Source organism: Mycobacterium sp. RTGN5, assembly GCF_033804465.1.
In the GTDB taxonomy this organism is placed as follows: Bacteria; Actinomycetota; Actinomycetes; order Mycobacteriales; family Mycobacteriaceae; genus Mycobacterium.
The window spans coordinates 1,604,111-1,620,533 of record NZ_JAPZLA010000001.1; the positions used below are offsets into that span (position 1 = coordinate 1,604,111).

General features: G+C 66.7%; 15 protein-coding genes. 14 read left to right on the top strand and 1 reads right to left on the bottom strand.

The features are described 5' to 3' along the window. Positions 1-10 precede the first annotated feature (10 nt). From SLQ31_RS07860 to SLQ31_RS07875, 4 genes are read left to right on the top strand one after another with little or no spacing between them, the layout of a single operon-like run. Positions 11-1,399, top strand: coding sequence for a phosphomannomutase/phosphoglucomutase (locus tag SLQ31_RS07860; protein ID WP_319431216.1), 1,389 nt, complete (start codon positions 11-13; stop codon positions 1,397-1,399). Then, on the top strand, positions 1,396-2,472 hold the full coding sequence (locus SLQ31_RS07865; RefSeq protein ID WP_319431217.1) for a TobH protein: 1,077 nt from the start codon (positions 1,396-1,398) through the stop codon (positions 2,470-2,472). The genes SLQ31_RS07860 and SLQ31_RS07865 overlap by 4 nt, the downstream gene beginning before the upstream one ends. Before the next feature lie 7 nt (positions 2,473-2,479). After that, the gene (gene manA / locus SLQ31_RS07870) at positions 2,480-3,706 is read left to right on the top strand and encodes a mannose-6-phosphate isomerase, class I (protein ID WP_319431218.1); all 1,227 of its coding nucleotides are present in this window, start codon (positions 2,480-2,482) and stop codon (positions 3,704-3,706) included. Between the two features lie 16 nt (positions 3,707-3,722). Continuing rightward, complete coding sequence (locus SLQ31_RS07875) at positions 3,723-4,643, top strand: cation diffusion facilitator family transporter (RefSeq protein ID WP_319431219.1); 921 nt, start codon at positions 3,723-3,725, stop codon at positions 4,641-4,643. Here the strand turns inward: SLQ31_RS07875 and SLQ31_RS07880 are convergent. After that, on the bottom strand, positions 4,600-6,000 hold the full coding sequence (locus tag SLQ31_RS07880; RefSeq protein ID WP_319431220.1) for an oxidoreductase: 1,401 nt from the start codon (positions 5,998-6,000) through the stop codon (positions 4,600-4,602). The genes SLQ31_RS07875 and SLQ31_RS07880 overlap by 44 nt on opposite strands. A gap of 95 nt (positions 6,001-6,095) precedes the next feature. Here SLQ31_RS07880 and SLQ31_RS07885 point away from each other — a divergent pair, with 95 nt between their 5' ends. From SLQ31_RS07885 to lpqB, 10 genes are all read left to right on the top strand, one after another. After that, positions 6,096-7,577 carry an amino acid permease gene (locus SLQ31_RS07885; protein WP_319431221.1) on the top strand — a complete coding sequence of 494 codons (1,482 nt, stop codon included), beginning with the start codon at positions 6,096-6,098 and terminating at the stop codon, positions 7,575-7,577. Between the two features lie 172 nt (positions 7,578-7,749). Next, positions 7,750-8,910: an alkane 1-monooxygenase gene (locus SLQ31_RS07890; RefSeq protein WP_319432942.1), complete on the top strand. Its 1,161-nt coding sequence runs from the start codon at positions 7,750-7,752 to the stop codon at positions 8,908-8,910. Next, positions 8,907-9,080 (top strand): rubredoxin, encoded by a 174-nt coding sequence (locus SLQ31_RS07895; protein WP_319431222.1) that lies wholly within the window; start codon positions 8,907-8,909, stop codon positions 9,078-9,080. Before SLQ31_RS07890 ends, SLQ31_RS07895 begins: the two co-directional genes overlap by 4 nt. Beyond that, complete coding sequence (locus SLQ31_RS07900; protein WP_319431223.1) at positions 9,077-9,259, top strand: rubredoxin; 183 nt, start codon at positions 9,077-9,079, stop codon at positions 9,257-9,259. Before SLQ31_RS07895 ends, SLQ31_RS07900 begins: the two co-directional genes overlap by 4 nt. Positions 9,260-9,345: 86 nt before the next feature. After that, on the top strand, positions 9,346-9,888 hold the full coding sequence (locus tag SLQ31_RS07905; RefSeq protein WP_413641926.1) for a TetR family transcriptional regulator: 543 nt from the start codon (positions 9,346-9,348) through the stop codon (positions 9,886-9,888). Between the two features lie 105 nt (positions 9,889-9,993). Further along, positions 9,994-11,454: an adenosylhomocysteinase gene (gene ahcY / locus SLQ31_RS07910; RefSeq protein ID WP_319431225.1), complete on the top strand. Its 1,461-nt coding sequence runs from the start codon at positions 9,994-9,996 to the stop codon at positions 11,452-11,454. 62 nt (positions 11,455-11,516) lie between these two features. Further along, positions 11,517-12,146, top strand: a complete 630-nt coding sequence (locus tag SLQ31_RS07915; protein WP_319431226.1) for a dTMP kinase — start codon at positions 11,517-11,519, stop codon at positions 12,144-12,146. A gap of 73 nt (positions 12,147-12,219) precedes the next feature. Then, positions 12,220-12,906: a two-component system response regulator MtrA gene (mtrA, locus tag SLQ31_RS07920; protein WP_071947075.1), complete on the top strand. Its 687-nt coding sequence runs from the start codon at positions 12,220-12,222 to the stop codon at positions 12,904-12,906. A gap of 78 nt (positions 12,907-12,984) precedes the next feature. Further along, positions 12,985-14,655, top strand: a complete 1,671-nt coding sequence (mtrB, locus tag SLQ31_RS07925) for an MtrAB system histidine kinase MtrB (protein WP_319431228.1) — start codon at positions 12,985-12,987, stop codon at positions 14,653-14,655. Between the two features lie 23 nt (positions 14,656-14,678). After that, positions 14,679-16,418 carry an MtrAB system accessory lipoprotein LpqB gene (gene lpqB / locus SLQ31_RS07930; protein WP_319432944.1) on the top strand — a complete coding sequence of 580 codons (1,740 nt, stop codon included), beginning with the start codon at positions 14,679-14,681 and terminating at the stop codon, positions 16,416-16,418. Positions 16,419-16,423 lie beyond the last annotated feature (5 nt).

Genomic DNA, 16,423 nt, shown 5'->3' on the forward strand with positions numbered 1-16,423 from the left:
GAGATCCGCCATGTCGAGGCCCGCCGACGCGGTCCGCAGTGTGATCAAGGCCTATGACGTGCGCGGCCTGGTCGGCAAGGAGATCGACGAGAACTTCGTCACCGATGTCGCCGCCGCGTTCGCCCGGCTGATCCGGGCGGAGGGCGGCAAGCAGGTGGCCATCGGCTACGACATGCGCGAAAGCTCGCCGGCACTGGCCGAGGCATTCGGTGCGGGGGTCACCGAGCAGGGCCTCGACGTCGTGCGCATCGGGTTGGCGTCCACCGATCAGCTGTACTTCGCTTCCGGATTCCTCGGCTGCGCGGGTGCGATGTTCACCGCCAGCCATAATCCCGCCGCCTACAACGGCATCAAGCTGTGTCGTGACGGGGCCAAGCCGGTCGGCGAAGACACCGGGCTGGCGCTGGTCCGCGACGAGGTGATCGCCGGCGTCCCCGGCTATGACGGCCCTCGCGGGCAGATCCGCGATCAAGACGTGTTGGAAGATTACGGCCAGTTTCTGCGCTCGCTGGTCGACATGGCCGAGCTGCGTCCGCTGCGGGTGGCCGTCGATGCCGGCAACGGCATGGCCGGGCATACTGCGCCCGCAGTTCTGGGGCCCATCTCGGCGCTGACGGTGCTACCGCTGTACTTCGAACTCGACGGGTCGTTCCCCAACCACGAAGCCAATCCGCTTGAGCCGTCCAACCTGGTCGATCTGCAGAAGTTCGTGCTGGAGACGGGCGCCGATATCGGCCTGGCATTCGACGGGGACGCCGACCGCTGCTTCGTCGTCGACGAGCAGGGCGGTCTCATCTCGCCGTCGGCGGTGACTGCACTGGTCGCGGGACGTGAGCTCAGCCGGGAGATCGGTGCCACGGTGATCCACAACCTGATCACGTCGCGCGCGGTGCCCGAGCTGGTTATCGAGCGAGGCGGCACGCCCGTGCGTTCGCGGGTCGGACACTCCTATATCAAGGCGCTGATGGCCGATACCGGCGCGATCTTCGGCGGCGAGCATTCCGCGCACTACTATTTCCGCGACTTCTGGGGCGCCGACTCCGGCATGCTGGCCGCGCTGCATGTGCTGGCCGCACTGGGCGAGCAGGACCGGCCGCTGTCGGAACTGATGGCCAACTATGAGCGCTACGAAGCCTCCGGCGAGCTCAACTTCCGGGTGGTGGATGCGCCGGCCTGTGTCGAGTCGGTGCTGAAAACCTTTGGCAATGAGGTTGTTTCGCTAGACCACCTCGATGGAGTGACGGTCGACCTAGGCGAGGGCGCCTGGTTCAACCTGCGCACCTCGAACACCGAACCGCTGCTGCGTCTCAATGTCGAAGCCCGCAGTGTCGAGGAGATCGACGAGATCGTTCGCCGGGTGTCCGAGGTCATCGCGGCTCAACCGGACGAGGCGACGTGAGGGCCGTGCACGCGACCATCGATCTCGACGACACCGAGGGCCTGCTGGAGGCCGACCGCGACGGGCTGCTGCGGGCCGCGGCAATGTCGGGCGCGCAGGTGCGCGCCACCGCGGCCGCTGTCGAAGAAGGCGAGTTGGCGACGGTCGCCGGGGGACCGCGACCGCGAACCGTGATCTGGGTGGGCGGCCGCGGAGCGGCCGAGAGCGCGGGCGCGATGCTCGCCGCGACGCTGAGCGGACTTGCTGGCGAACCGATCGTGGTGGCGTCCGAATCTCCGCCGTGGATCGGTCCGCTCGACGTTCTCGTCGTGGCCGGCGACGACGCCGGGGACCCGACGCTGGTCACCGCCGCGGCCACGGCGGTGCGGCGCGGTGCTCGGGTCGTCGTCGCGGCGCCCTACGAGGGACCGCTCCGCGATGCCACCGCCGGACGTGCTGCGGTGCTGGAACCGCGGTTGTGGGCGCCGGACGAATTCGGGCTGAGCCGCTACCTGGCGGCTGGGCTGGCCACGTTGCAGGCCGTCGATCCGGCACTGCAGACCGATCTTTCTGTGCTTGCCGACGAACTCGACGCTGAAGCCTTGCGTAACAGTGCCAGCCGCGAAGTGTTTACCAACCCGGCAAAAGCGTTGGCCGAGCGGATGTCCGGCCGGCAAGTGGTGCTCGCCGGTGATGGTGCGGCCACCCTGGCGCTGGCCCGGCATGCCGCCGCGGTGCTGCTGCGGCTGGCAGGCAAGGCCGTCGCCGCGGCCGGACTGTCTGACGTTCTCACCGCGTTACGCACCGGTGTGGCAACCCAATTAGGCGACCCGGTGGACGCGCTGTTCCACGACGAGGAGCTGGACGGGCCGCTATCCAGGGGGCCGAGGGTGTTGGCGCTGACCCTGGACAACGAACGCGCTGTGGTCGCCGCGCGGGTCAACGGATACGACGATGTCGATCTGGTCGGGGTCGAAGACATCGGAGCGGGGGGAGCGGTTCCCGTGCCCAGTGGGCGTGCCGAGCAACAGCTTGCGACGCTGGCCGTGCGACTGCAGATGGCGGCGGTTTACTTGAGATTGGTTGGGGGATAACTTCCCAGTGGAATTGCTACGAGGGGCGACACGCACCTACGCGTGGGGATCTCGGACGGCCATAGCCGAGTTCACCGGACGGCTCTCGCCGACGGCACATCCCGAGGCTGAACTGTGGTTCGGCGCTCATCCCGCCGATCCGGCATGGCTGGAAACCCCGGACGGGGAACGGTCATTGCTCGACGCTGTGCAGTCCGATCCCGACGGCCAGTTGGGACCGGCGGTGCGGGGTCGCTTCGGTGACGTCCTGCCGTTCCTGGTGAAGATGCTGGCGGCCGAGGAGCCGCTGTCGCTGCAGGCCCATCCCAGTGCGGAACAGGCCCTCGAGGGTTATGTGCGGGAGGATCGGGTGGGCGTGCCGCTCAACTCGCCCATCCGCAACTACCGCGACCGCAACCACAAGCCCGAATTGCTGGTGGCACTCAGCGAATTCCACGCCCTTGGCGGGTTCCGGCCGGCGGACCGTTCGGTCGCGATGATGCGCGCGCTGGCCGTGTCCGCCCTCGACCCGTTCATCGGGCTGTTGAGTGGCCAGCCCGACGCCGACGGCCTGCGTGCGCTGTTCACCACCTGGATCACCGCGCCGCAACCCGATGTGGACGCGCTGATCCCCGCCGTGCTCGACGGTGCGGTGGCCTATGTGCGCTCCGGTGAAACGGAATTCGCTGCCGAGGCCAGGACCCTGCTGGAACTGGGCGAGCGCTATCCCGGTGACGCCGGTGTGCTGGCGGCTATGCTGCTCAACCGGATCACGCTGGCACCGGGCGAAGCGATCTTCATGCCGGCCGGCAACCTGCACAGCTACATCCATGGTGTGGGTATGGAGGTAATGGCCAACTCCGACAACGTGCTTCGCGGCGGTCTGACTCCCAAGCACGTGGACGTCCCCGAGCTGCTGCGCGTGCTGGACTTCACCCCCGCCGACGAGGCGTCGTTGCGTGCGCCCACCCACCGGGACGGCATCGAGCTGGTCTACGACACGCCGGCGCGGGAGTTTGCCACCTGCGTCCTCATGCTCGACGAGCCCAATCTGGGCCACGAGATCGACGCGCCGTCCCGCCACGACGGTCCGCAGATCCTGGTCTGTACTGAGGGCTCGGTGGTGGTGCGGGCGAAGTCCGACGTCGTGGTATTGGAGCGCGGGTCTGCGGCCTGGGTGGCTGCCGACGATGGCCCGATCCGGCTGGAGGCGGCCGCGCCCGCCAAGCTGTTTCGGGCTACGGTTGGCCTCTAGGCAAGGAGGACAACGGATGTCGACCGAGGGCAGCACCAAGGCGATCCTGGCGGCGCTGGCCGCCAACGCGGGCATTGCGGCCGCGAAGTTCGTCGGGTACTTCATCACCGGCAGCTCGTCGATGCTGGCCGAAGCAGTGCACTCGGTGGCCGACACGTCCAATCAGGGACTGCTGCTGTTCGGTCAGCGCGAGGCCCGCAAGGCACCCGACAGCCTGCACCAGTTCGGGTACGGCCGCAGCCGGTACTTCTACTCGTTTGTCGTGGCCCTGGTGCTGTTCTCTCTTGGCGCGATCTTCGCCCTGTACGAGGGCTATCACAAGATCAGTCACCCGGCGCCGCTCACCTCGCCGATCGTGGCGATCGTGATCCTGGTGGTGGCAATCGGTTTGGAGTCCTACAGCTTTCGCACCGCGGTGGTGGAATCGCGCCCGCTGAAGGGCAAGAGCACCTGGTGGCAGTTCATCCGCCGCTCGCGCAGCCCCGAGCTGCCGGTGGTGCTACTCGAAGATACCGGCGCGCTGATCGGACTGGTGTTGGCGCTCTCCGGTGTCGGCTTGACGATTCTGACCGACAATCCGGTCTGGGACGGCATCGGCACGGCATGTATCGGGGTGCTGCTCGGTGTGATCGCGGTGATCCTCATGGTCGAGATGCACAGCCTGCTGATCGGCGAAGGGGCCACCGTCGACGAATGCCAGGCGATCCGGGACGCGCTGGAGAACACCGCCAATATCGACCGGGTCATTCACCTGCGCACGCAGTACCTCGGCCCGGACGAGATGCTCGTCGGAGCCAAGATCGCGCTGGCCGCCCACACCGACCTGGCCACCGTCGCCACCACAATCGACAACGCCGAAGCCGCCGTACGGGCGGCGGTGCCCGCGGCTCAGGTCATCTACCTGGAGCCGGATCTGGATCGCGCGCTGGCGCGGTAGTCCGCCGCTGTTTCCACCACTGCGACATGTTGTACCGGATCGCGCGGCCGATGATGCCAGGAGGCGGCACCATGTACAGGCTGTCGAGCAGACTGAAGCGGCGCAGAAACCATTCCGCCAGAACCGGTTCGCTTTCCGCGGCGCCGAGGAACTGGTCGAACAGAGCGCCGACCGGGCGGTACCACCAGGGGGCCGGACCCTCGCTGCCGTGCAGGGTCAGGTCGCCGATCGCATTCATCGTCCACACCGGGTAGGTGGTCTTGGCGGTGGCGCGCCCGAGATCGTAGGCCAGGTGTTGGGTACCGCAGGCCAGCAGCCGGCGCAGATGGCCGGCCTGCAGGGCGGTCATCGTCATGCCCTGGCCATAGGTCGGGTTGAAACTCACCACCGCGTCGCCGAAGGGGATGATGCCGACGGGGAACCGCTCGAGCTTGTCGTATCGGCGCCAGCGGCTGACCGGATAGCGGTGAAACGCGATGTCGCCCAACGGTTCAGCCTGACGGATCGCGGCGGCCAGCGCGGCGGGCAGGACCTCGTCGGCGACCGTGCACATCTCGGCGAGGGTCTGCGGTGTGGTGGTGTGGCCCACGGTGAAGGTGGTCAATCCCCAGGTGCCGTCCTCGTAGAACAGCATGCCGAGCCCTGCCTGTTGGCTCCGCGACACCCCGGCGACCACGACTTTCTCGGCAATCAGCCCATCGGGAATGCGCAACTGCTGTGTGGCATAACCGATTCCGACATCGATGGTGTTTTCCTCGGGGCGGGCGAATCCCCATTCGTAGAGCCAGGCGGGCAGCCGCGTGCCCCGCCCGGAGGCGTCCACAACGAGATCGGCGGCGATGAACTCGTTGCGGCCTGCGGCGGAAAGCTCGACGCCGGTGACGGCCTGGCGTTCGCCGTCGAATCGTGGTGCATTGACGTCGCGTTGCACGATCTCGACCCCGGCCAGCGCGGCGGTACGGCGGCGGATCTGCCACTCCAGCTGTTTGCGGCTGGGCACGTAGGCGGTGAACGCGTGGCGCAAGGTGTGCCCGGTGCCCAGCACATGCCCGGCGGCGCCGAAGTGGATGCTGTCGGGTTGGTTCTCGAGTTTGGCCACCCCGGCGGCGACCATCTCGTCGAGCAGGCCCGGAAACAGCGCCTCGAATTCCGCGGCGCCACGCGCCATCAGGATATGTACGTGGCGATCCTGCGGGACCGCGCTGCGATGGCCCGGACTGCTCGGCAGCGCGTCCCGGTCGTAGACCGTCACGTGGTCATAGTGGTCGGACAACACTCGCGCGGCGCACAACCCGGCGATGCTGGCCCCGATGACGACGGCATGTTCGCGCTGCGCGGTTCTGCCGGGTCGTCCCACGCCGTCCTCGTACCCTGCTGCAACTGCGGCTAACCGGGGGACTGGGGACTAACCGGGGGACTGGGGACTAACCGGGGTACTAGAGGGGAATGCAGATGACCCGAAACTGGCGGACCAAGTCGGTGGAGCAATCGATCCTGGACACCGACGAGCCGGGCACCCGGCTCCGCAAGAACCTGACCTGGTGGGATCTGACGGTTTTCGGCGTCTCGGTCGTCGTCGGCGCCGGCATCTTCACCGTCACCGCGTCGACCTTCGGCAACATCACCGGCCCGGCGATCTCGGTGTCGTTCGTCATCGCCGCGGTGACCTGTGGTCTGGCCGCGCTGTGCTACGCCGAATTCGCCTCGACGCTGCCGGTGGCCGGCAGTGCCTACACGTTCTCGTATGCGACGTTCGGCGAGCTCACCGCGTGGATCATCGGCTGGGATCTGATCCTGGAGTTCGCGGTCGGCGCCGCCGTGGTGGCCAAGGGCTGGTCGAGTTACCTGGGCACCGTCTTCGGTTTCTCCGGCGGAGTCGTGGCCATCGGCCCGCTCGACTTCGACTGGGGCGCGCTGATCATCATCGCCGTGGTCGCCACGCTGCTGGCACTGGGCACGAAGCTCTCGTCGAACGTCTCCGCGGTGATCACGGCCATCAAGGTGGCAGTGGTCGCGCTCGTCGTCATCGTCGGTGCCTTCTACGTCAAGGCGGCCAACTTCTCCCCGTTCATTCCGCCGTCGGAAGCCGGCGAGGGCGGGGCGGGAACCGGCGTCAACCAGTCGGTGTTCTCCCTGCTGACCGGCGCTGACAGCAGCCACTTCGGTTGGTACGGAGTGCTGGCCGGAGCGTCCATCGTGTTCTTCGCGTTCATCGGTTTCGACGTGGTGGCCACGACCGCCGAGGAGACCAAGAACCCACAGCGCGACGTCGCCAGGGGCATCCTCGCGTCGCTGGCCATCGTCACCGTGCTCTACGTATCGGTGTCGATCGTCCTGGCCGGCATGGTCAGTTACGCCGATCTGCGCGGCAAGGGCGAGGACGGGCACGCCAACCTGGCCACCGCGTTCGAGCTCAACGGGGTGGACTGGGCGGCCAAGGTGATCTCGATCGGCGCGCTGGCCGGCCTGACGACCGTGGTCATGGTGCTGATTCTGGGGCTGTCGCGGGTGCTCTTCGCCATGGCCCGCGACGGACTGCTGCCGCGGGAGCTGGCCAAGACCGGAGACCGCGGCACCCCGGTGCGGATCACCGTGTTGGTCGCGGTGCTCACCGCGGTGGCCGCCACTGTCTTCCCGATGTCCAAGCTCGAGGAGATGGTCAACGTCGGGACGCTGTTCGCCTTCATCCTGGTCTCCGCCGGTGTGATCGTCCTGCGGCGCACCCGCCCCGACCTGGAGCGCGGGTTCCGGGCGCCGCTGGTCCCGTGGCTGCCGATCCTCTCGATCGCCGCCTGCGGCTGGCTGATGCTCAACCTGACCGCGATGACCTGGATCAGGTTTGTCGTGTGGATGGCCATCGGGATCGCGTTCTACCTGCTCTACAGCCGCAGGCACTCGGTGCTTGCGCAGCGGGAGGCCGTGCACGCCGACTGATGTGCACTGATTTACAAAACATCATCGTTTGTCTAGACACCCGACAAAATTGCTCCTATAGTCAACTCATCAATCGACTTGGGAGGTAACTGTCGTGACGTCTCAACTGGACGCCCCCGCCGCGCACGCGTCGTCAGCGCAATGGCGTGACAAGAAGCGCTACCTGTGGCTGATGGGCCTGATCGCACCGACTGCGCTGTTCGTGGTGCTGCCGGTCATCTGGGGTCTGAACCAGCTCGGCTGGACCGCGGTCTCGCAGGTGTTCTTCTGGGTCGGGCCGGCCCTGATCTACGTGCTGCTGCCGTCGCTGGACCTGAAGTTCGGCCGTGACGGCCAGAACCCGCCCGACGAGCTGACGGAGTACCTGGAGAACGACAAGTACTACCGGTACTGCACCTATGCGTTCATCCCGTTCCAGTTCGTCAGCGTGATCTTCGGCGCCTACATGTTCACCGCGTCGAATCTGAGCTGGCTGGGCTACGAGGGCGGCCTGGGCTGGTTCGCCAAGATCGGCCTGGCGCTGTCGGTCGGCGTGCTCGGCGGCACCGGTATCAACACCGCCCACGAGATGGGGCACAAGAAGGAGTCGCTGGAGCGCTGGCTGTCGAAGATCAGCCTGGCCCAGACCTTCTACGGCCACTTCTACATCGAGCACAACCGCGGGCACCACGTCCGCGTCGCCACCCCGGAGGATCCCGCGTCGTCGCGCTTCGGCGAAACATTCTGGGAGTTCTTGCCGCGCAGCGTGTTCGGTAGCGCACGATCGGCAGTCAAGCTCGAGGCCGCGCGTATTCGCCGGCTCGGCAAAAGCCCGTGGGATCCGCGGACCTGGCTGGGCAATGACGTGCTCAACGCATGGCTGATGTCGGTGGTCCTGTGGGGTGTGCTCATCGCGGTGTTCGGCCCGGCGCTGATTCCGTTCATCATCATCCAGGCGGTGTTCGGGTTCTCGATGCTGGAGTCGGTGAACTACCTCGAGCACTACGGGCTGCTGCGCCAGAAGAACGCAAACGGCCGCTACGAGCGCTGCTCGCCGCAACACAGCTGGAACTCCGATCACCTGGTGACCAACCTGTTCCTGTACCACCTGCAGCGGCATAGCGATCACCACGCCAACCCGACCCGGCGCTACCAGACGTTGCGCAGCATGTCTGAAGCCCCTGAATTGCCCAGCGGCTACGCGACATTGATCGGCGTGACCTATATCCCGTGGGTGTGGCGGCGGATGATGGACCACCGGGTTCTCGAGCACTACAACGGTGACATCACCCGCGTGAACATCGATCCGCGTCGTCGGGCGAAGATCCTGGCCCGGTATGGAGCTGCGGCATGAGTGCCTACAAGTGCCCGGTCTGCGATTACGTATACGACGAAGCGAAAGGCGCTGCGCGGGAGGGCTTTCCACCTGGAACAGGGTGGAGTGAGGTACCCGACGACTGGTGCTGCCCCGACTGCGGGGTGCGCGAAAAAGTGGACTTCGAAGCGATGGAGGTCAGCACGTGAACGACTTGAAGCTGTTCATCTGCGTGCAGTGCGGATTCGAGTACGACGAGGCCAAGGGGTGGCCGGACGACGGCATCGCGCCGGGCACCCGATGGGACGACATCCCCGACGACTGGAGCTGCCCGGACTGCGGCGCGGCAAAGTCGGACTTCGAGATGGTGGAGGTTGCGAGGCCGTGACAAGTACTCTCCCGCTTGTGAAGAGGCCTCGGGTTCCCTATCCCGAAGCGTCTCGTGCGCTGTTGCGGGAAACGGTGCTCGACGCGATGCGTGAAGAACTGCTGACCAAGGACTGGTCGGCGATCACCCTGACCGACGTCGCGCGTACCGCCGGGATCAGCCGCCAGACCATCTACAACGAGTTCGGCTCCCGCCAGGGGCTGGCACAGGGGTATGCGTTGCGGCTGGCCGACCGCCTGGTGGATGCCATCGGCGATGCGATCACCTCGAATGTCGGCGACGTCCTTGCCGCGTTCACCGAAGGATTCCGGGTGTTCTTCACCGAGTCCGCCGCCGACCCGCTGGTCATCTCCTTGCTGACCGGCGTCGCGAAGCCCGACTTGCTGCAGATGATCACCACCGACAGCGCGCCGATCATCACCCGCGCCTCGGCCCGGCTCACCGAGGCCTTCATGAACAGCTGGGTCAGCGCCAGCGAGGAGGACGCGGGTGTGCTGGGCCGCGCGATCGTGCGGCTGGCGTTGAGCTACGTCTCGATGCCACCCGAGGCTGACCACGATGTGGCCCTAGACCTGGCCCGATTGATGACGCCGTTCGCCGAACGCTACGGTGTTATCGATATTCCTTAGCTGTCAGAGCGCCTGAGCGCCTGTCCCGCGAGCCCGCAGGCTGAGGGTGTCGCCAACGCGCGTCTGCGCGTGAGAAGGCAATGACGAAGGAAAAGGGGCTCTTACATGTCTGAACTGACCGTCGACGTCCGCAATGGCATCGACTACAAGGTCGCCGATCTGAGCTTGGCCGAGTTCGGCCGCAAGGAGATCCGGCTGGCTGAGCACGAAATGCCGGGATTGATGTCGCTGCGCCGCGAGTACGCCGATGTGCTGCCGCTCAAGGGCGCGCGGATCTCCGGCTCGCTGCATATGACGGTGCAGACCGCGGTGCTCATCGAGACGCTGGTCGCGCTGGGTGCCGAGGTGCGCTGGGCGTCGTGCAACATCTTCTCCACCCAGGACCATGCGGCGGCTGCGACCGTCGTCGGCCCGCACGGCACCGTCGAGGAGCCCAAGGGCGTCCCGATTTTCGCCTGGAAGGGCGAGTCGCTGGAGGAGTACTGGTGGGCGGCCGAGCAGATGCTCACCTGGCCGGGCGAGCCCGCGAACATGATCCTCGACGATGGCGGCGATGCCACCATGCTGGTGCTGCGCGGCGCGCAGTACGAGAAGGCCGGCGTGGTTCCCCCCACCGAGGAAGACGCCTCCGATGAGTGGAAGGTCTTCATGGCGCTGGTTCGGGCGCGCTTTGAGACCGAGAAGGACAAGTGGACCAAGATCGCCGAGTCGGTTCAGGGCGTGACGGAAGAGACCACCACGGGTGTGCTGCGGCTGTACCAGTTCGCCGCCGCCGGTGAGCTCGCGTTCCCGGCCATCAACGTCAACGACTCGGTGACCAAGAGCAAGTTCGACAACAAGTACGGCACCCGGCACTCGCTGATCGACGGCATCAACCGCGGCACCGACGTCCTCATCGGCGGCAAGGCCGCGCTGGTGTGTGGCTACGGCGACGTCGGCAAGGGCTGCGCCGAGGCGCTCAAGGCGCAGGGCGCCCGCGTTGCGGTCACCGAGATCGACCCGATCAACGCGCTGCAGGCGCTGATGGACGGCTTCGAGGTCAAGTCGGTAGCAGAGGCGATCGGCTGGGCCGACATCGTCATCACCGCGACCGGCAATCAGGGCATCATCACCCTCGAGCACATGAAGGCGATGAAGCACCAGGCGATCCTGGGCAACATCGGTCACTTCGACGACGAGATCGAGATGGCCCGCCTTGAGCGCTCGGGCGCCACCCGGATCAACATCAAGCCGCAGGTCGACGAGTGGGTGTTCGGGGACTCCGGCAAGTCGATCATCGTGCTGTCCGAAGGCCGGCTGCTGAACCTCGGCAACGCGACCGGTCACCCGTCGTTCGTGATGAGCAACAGCTTCTCCAACCAGGTGATCGCTCAGATCGAACTGTGGACCAAGAACGACGAGTACGACAACGAGGTCTACCGCCTCGCCAAGCATCTCGATGAGAAGGTCGCGCGCATCCACGTCGAGGCTCTCGGCGGCACGCTGACCAAGCTCACCAAGGAGCAGGCGGAGTACATCGGCGTCGACGTCGACGGCCCGTACAAGCCGGAGCACTACCGCTACTAAGAGCGCTTCGTTTCGAGGGGCCGTCGGCATGCCGGCGGTCTCTCGGCCGTTAGGCTGCCCGCGTGCTGATCGTCATCGAAGGACTGGACGGGGCAGGCAAGCGCACGCTGACTGTCGGTCTGCAGCGCGCTTTTGAAGCGGGCGGCAAATCGGTCACCACGCTGGCCTTTCCGCGATACGGCGAGTCGATCCACGCCGATCTCGCCAGTGAGGCGCTGCACGGCAGGCACGGCGATCTGGCCTCTTCGGTCTATGCGATGGCGACGTTGTTCGCCCTCGACCGGGCCGGGGCGATCGACCAGATCGCTGCGCTTCGCCGCGAGCACGATGTGGTGATCCTGGATCGCTACGTCGCATCGAACGCCGCCTACAGCGCAGCCCGTCTGCATCAGGACGCCGCAGGCGAGGTGGTGTCGTGGGTCGGTGAACTCGAATACGGCCGGTTCGGCCTGCCGAGGCCCGATCGGCAAATCCTGCTCGACGCGTCGGTGGAACTGGCCGCCCAGCGCGCCAAGCAGCGGGCCGAGCAGGAAGCCGACCGCGCGCGCGACGCCTACGAGCGCGACGACGGACTGCAGCGGCGAACCGGCGCGGTCTACGCCGAACTCGGCGCCGCGAACTGGGGCGGACCGTGGTCGATCGTCGCCCCGGACGTCGATCCGGCGGTGCTGGCGGGGTCACTGGCGCCCTAGGGGCATCCCACGCAGCGGAAATGTCGCAACTCGCCCGTGTGGTAGCAGGGGTTTGTCCCAATTCGGTGACACCATGGACACCATGAGGCAAAGGATTCTCGTAGTCGACGACGACCCATCGCTGGCCGAGATGCTCACCATTGTTTTGCGTGGCGAGGGTTTCGACACCGCGGTCATCGGCGACGGCTCGCAGGCGCTGACGGCCGTGCGGGAGCTGCGTCCCGATCTGGTGTTGCTGGACCTCATGCTGCCCGGCATGAACGGCATCGACGTATGCCGGGTGTTGCGGGCGGACTCCGGCGTGCCGATCGTCATGCTGACCGCCAAGACCGACACCGTGGATGTGGTGCTGGGTCTGGAGTCGGGCGCCGACGACTACGTGATGAAGCCGTTCAAGCCCAAGGAACTGGTGGCGCGCGTCCGTGCCAGGCTGCGGCGCAACGAGGACGAGCCGGCCGAGATGCTCTCCATCGCCGACATCGACATCGACGTGCCCGCGCACAAGGTCACCCGCGAGGGTGAGCAGATTTCGCTGACACCGCTGGAGTTCGACCTCTTGGTGGCGCTGGCACGCAAACCGCGGCAGGTGTTTACTCGTGATGTGCTGCTCGAACAGGTGTGGGGCTACCGACACCCCGCGGATACCCGTTTGGTGAACGTGCATGTCCAGCGGTTGCGGGCAAAGGTCGAGAAGGATCCCGAGAACCCGCAAGTGGTGCTCACCGTTCGAGGAGTGGGATACAAGGCCGGACCCCCGTGACCCGGCTGCAGGAGGAGCGCTGCGGGTGATTTGCGCCGGCGCCGATACAGCGCGAAGCGCTGAGGAGGAGCGGCGTACATGATCTGGAGTGGCTCGAAGCAGCGCGGCCCGTGGGGACGATCGGGTCCCGTGGTTCGGGGCATGAGTGCGCTGAGTCGAGCACTGGGGCTGATCTGGCGTCGTTCGCTGCAATTGCGGGTGGTTGTGCTGACGCTGGGGTTGTCGGCGTCGGTCATCGTGGCGCTCGGCTTCGTACTCACCAGCCAGATCACCAACCGGGTGCTCGACGTGAAAGTCCATGCGGCGACCGAGGAATTGGACCGGGCGCGCAATACCGTCAGCGGCACCGTCAGCGGTGAAGAGGCACGTTCCCTCGACAGCAGCCTGCAGCTGGCCCGCAACACCCTGATCTCCAAGACCGGTCAGTCGTCGGGCGCGGCGCTGGCCGGCACCTTCGACGCAGTGCTGGTTGTCCCCGGTGACGGACCGCGCGCGGCCACGGCCACCGGGCCGGTGGATCAGATCCCTAAGTCGTTGCGCGACTTCGTCAAAGCCGGCCAGGTCAGCTACCAGTACTCGACGGTGCATACCGACAGCTTCGCCGGTCCGGCGCTGCTGATCGGCACGCCGGCGCCGTCGCATGTGCCGAATCTCGAGCTGTACCTGATCTTCCCGCTGAGCAGCGAGGAGAACACGATCACGTTGGTGCGCGGCACGATGGCCACCGGCGGGCTGGTGCTGCTGGTGCTGTTGGCCGGGATCGCACTCCTGGTGTCGCGGCAGGTCGTCCTTCCGGTGCGGTCGGCATCGCGGATCGCCGAACGCTTCGCTGAGGGGCACCTGTCCGAGCGGATGCCGGTGCGCGGCGAGGACGACATGGCCCGGCTGGCGGTGTCGTTCAATGACATGGCCGAAAGCCTGCAACGCCAGATCACCAACCTCGAGGAATTCGGTAACCTGCAGCGCCGGTTCACCTCCGACGTCAGCCACGAGCTGCGTACCCCGCTGACCACGGTGCGGATGGCAGCCGACCTGATTCACGATCATTCTGAAGAGCTGGACCCGGCGTTGCGTCGGTCCACCGAGCTGATGGTCAACGAGCTGGACCGGTTCGAGACGCTGCTCAACGACCTGCTGGAGATTTCCCGCCACGACGCGGGCGTCGCCGAATTGTCCGTGGAGGCAGTCGATCTGCGCTCGACGGTCAACAGTGCGCTGGGCAATGTCGGCCACCTGGCCGACGAGGCCGGGATCGAGCTGATGGTCAATCTGCCCGATCACGACGTCATCGCCGAGGTCGACCCCCGCCGCGTGGAGCGCATCCTGCGCAACCTGATCGCGAACGCGATCGACCATGCCGAACACAAGCCGGTGCGGATCCGGATGGCCGCCGACGAGGACACCGTCGCGGTGACGGTCCGCGACTACGGGGTCGGGTTGCGGCCGGGCGAGGAGAAGCTGGTGTTCAGCCGGTTCTGGCGCTCGGACCCGTCACGGGTGCGCCGCTCCGGCGGGACCGGCCTTGGCCTGGCGATCAGCATCGAGGACGCCCGGCTGCACCAGGGCCGGCTGGAGGCGTGGGGCGAACCGGGCAAGGGTGCGTGCTTCCGGCTGACGCTGCCGCTGGTGCGCGGCCACAAGGTGACCACCAGCCCGCTGCCGCTGAGACCGGTTGCGGCAGAGCGTAATGACAACCAGAATGACCAACGCCAGGTACGCTCACGCGAGCCGGCGGGGGAGAGCGTGTGACACGCCGGCTGCTGGCCCTCGTGATGGCCGGACTGGTCGCGATATTGACGGGCGGCTGCGCTGGAGTGCCGAATTCCTCGGCGCCGCAGGCGATCGGGACGGTCGAGCGGCCCCAGCCGAAGAGCCTGCCCAAGCCGACTCCCGGCATGGATCCCGACCAACTGTTGCGCGAATTCCTCAAGGCCACCGCCGATCCCGCGAACCGGCACCTGGCCGCTCGCCAGTTTCTCACCGGGGCGGCATCCAGCGCGTGGGATGACCAGGGCAGCGCACTGCTGATCGACAACGTCGTGTTCATCGAAACCCGAACTCCCGACCGGGTTTCGGTCACGATGAAGGCCGACATGCTGGGGTCGCTGTCCGATGTCGGCGTCTTCGAGACCGCCGGGGGGCAGTTGCCCGACCCCGGGCCGTTGGAAATGGTGCAGACCCCGGATGGGTGGCGAATCAACAAGCTGCCCAACGGGGTCTTCCTGGATTGGCAGCAGTTCCAGGCGACCTACAAGCGCAACACGTTGTACTTCGTCGACCCGACCGGAAAGACCGTCGTTCCCGATCCGCGCTATGTAGCGGTCTCGGACGCAGATCAGCTGGCCACCGAATTGGTCACCAAGCTGATCGCTGGCCCCCGGTCGGAGATGGCACGGACCGTGCGCAACCTGCTCGGACCGCTGAAGCTGATCGGTCCGGTGACTCGCGCCGACGGCGGCAAGACCGGTATCGGGCGCGGGTACGGGGGCGCAAAGGTTGATCTGGAGAATCTGACCACCACCGATCCGCACAGCCGGCAATTGGTTGCCGCGCAGATCATTTGGACGCTGGCCCGCGCCGATATCAAGGGCCCCTACGTGATCAACGCGGACGGCGCCCCACTCGACGACAGGTTCAAGGACGGCTGGAACACCACGGATGTGGCGGCCACCGATCCGGGCGCGGTCGACGGCGCTTCGGCTGGTGTGCACGCGCTGATCGGCGGGTCGATGGTGTCGCTGGACGGCCAGCGGGCAACGCCGGTGCCAGGCATGTTCGGCCAGATGCCCGCGCAGGTGTCGGCCGCACTGTCGCGAACGGGTCAGGACATCGCGTCGGTGACCGTGTTGCGGCCCGGCGCGCCGGACATGGTGTCGTCACTGTGGATCGGCCCCAACGGTGGCGCGGCGGCGAAGGCCACCGACGCGCGGTCGTTGACCCGGCCGTCATGGGCGTTGGACGACGCGGTGTGGGTCGTGGTCGACGGCAACAGCGTGGTGCGGGTGATCCAGGAGGAAGCGTCGGGGCAGCCCGCGCGGATCCCGGTGGACTCCGCGGCGGTGACGTCCCGATTCCCCGGTGCGATAACCGAATTGCAGCTCTCCCGTGACGGTACCCGCGCGGCGATGGTGGTCAACGGTCAGGTGATCCTGGCCGGGGTGGAGCAGACGCCGGCTGGGGAGTTCTCGCTGACCTATCCGCGTCGGCTCGGTTTCGGCCTCGGCTCGTCGGTGGTGTCGCTGTCGTGGCGCACCGGTGACGACATCGTGGTCACCCGTACCGATGCTGCGCATCCGGTGTCGTATGTGAATCTCGACGGCGTGAACTCCGACGGGCCCAATGGGAACATCGTGATGCCGGTGTCGGCGGTGGCGGCCAACCCCGCCGCGGTCTACGTCTCGGACGCTCGCGGGGTGCTGCAACTGGCGGGCACCAGTGCCGAAAACAGTCAATCCTGGTCGGATGTGCGACCTTTCCTGACGCCCGGCGCGGTGCCGGTGCTTCCCGGCTGAGAGGA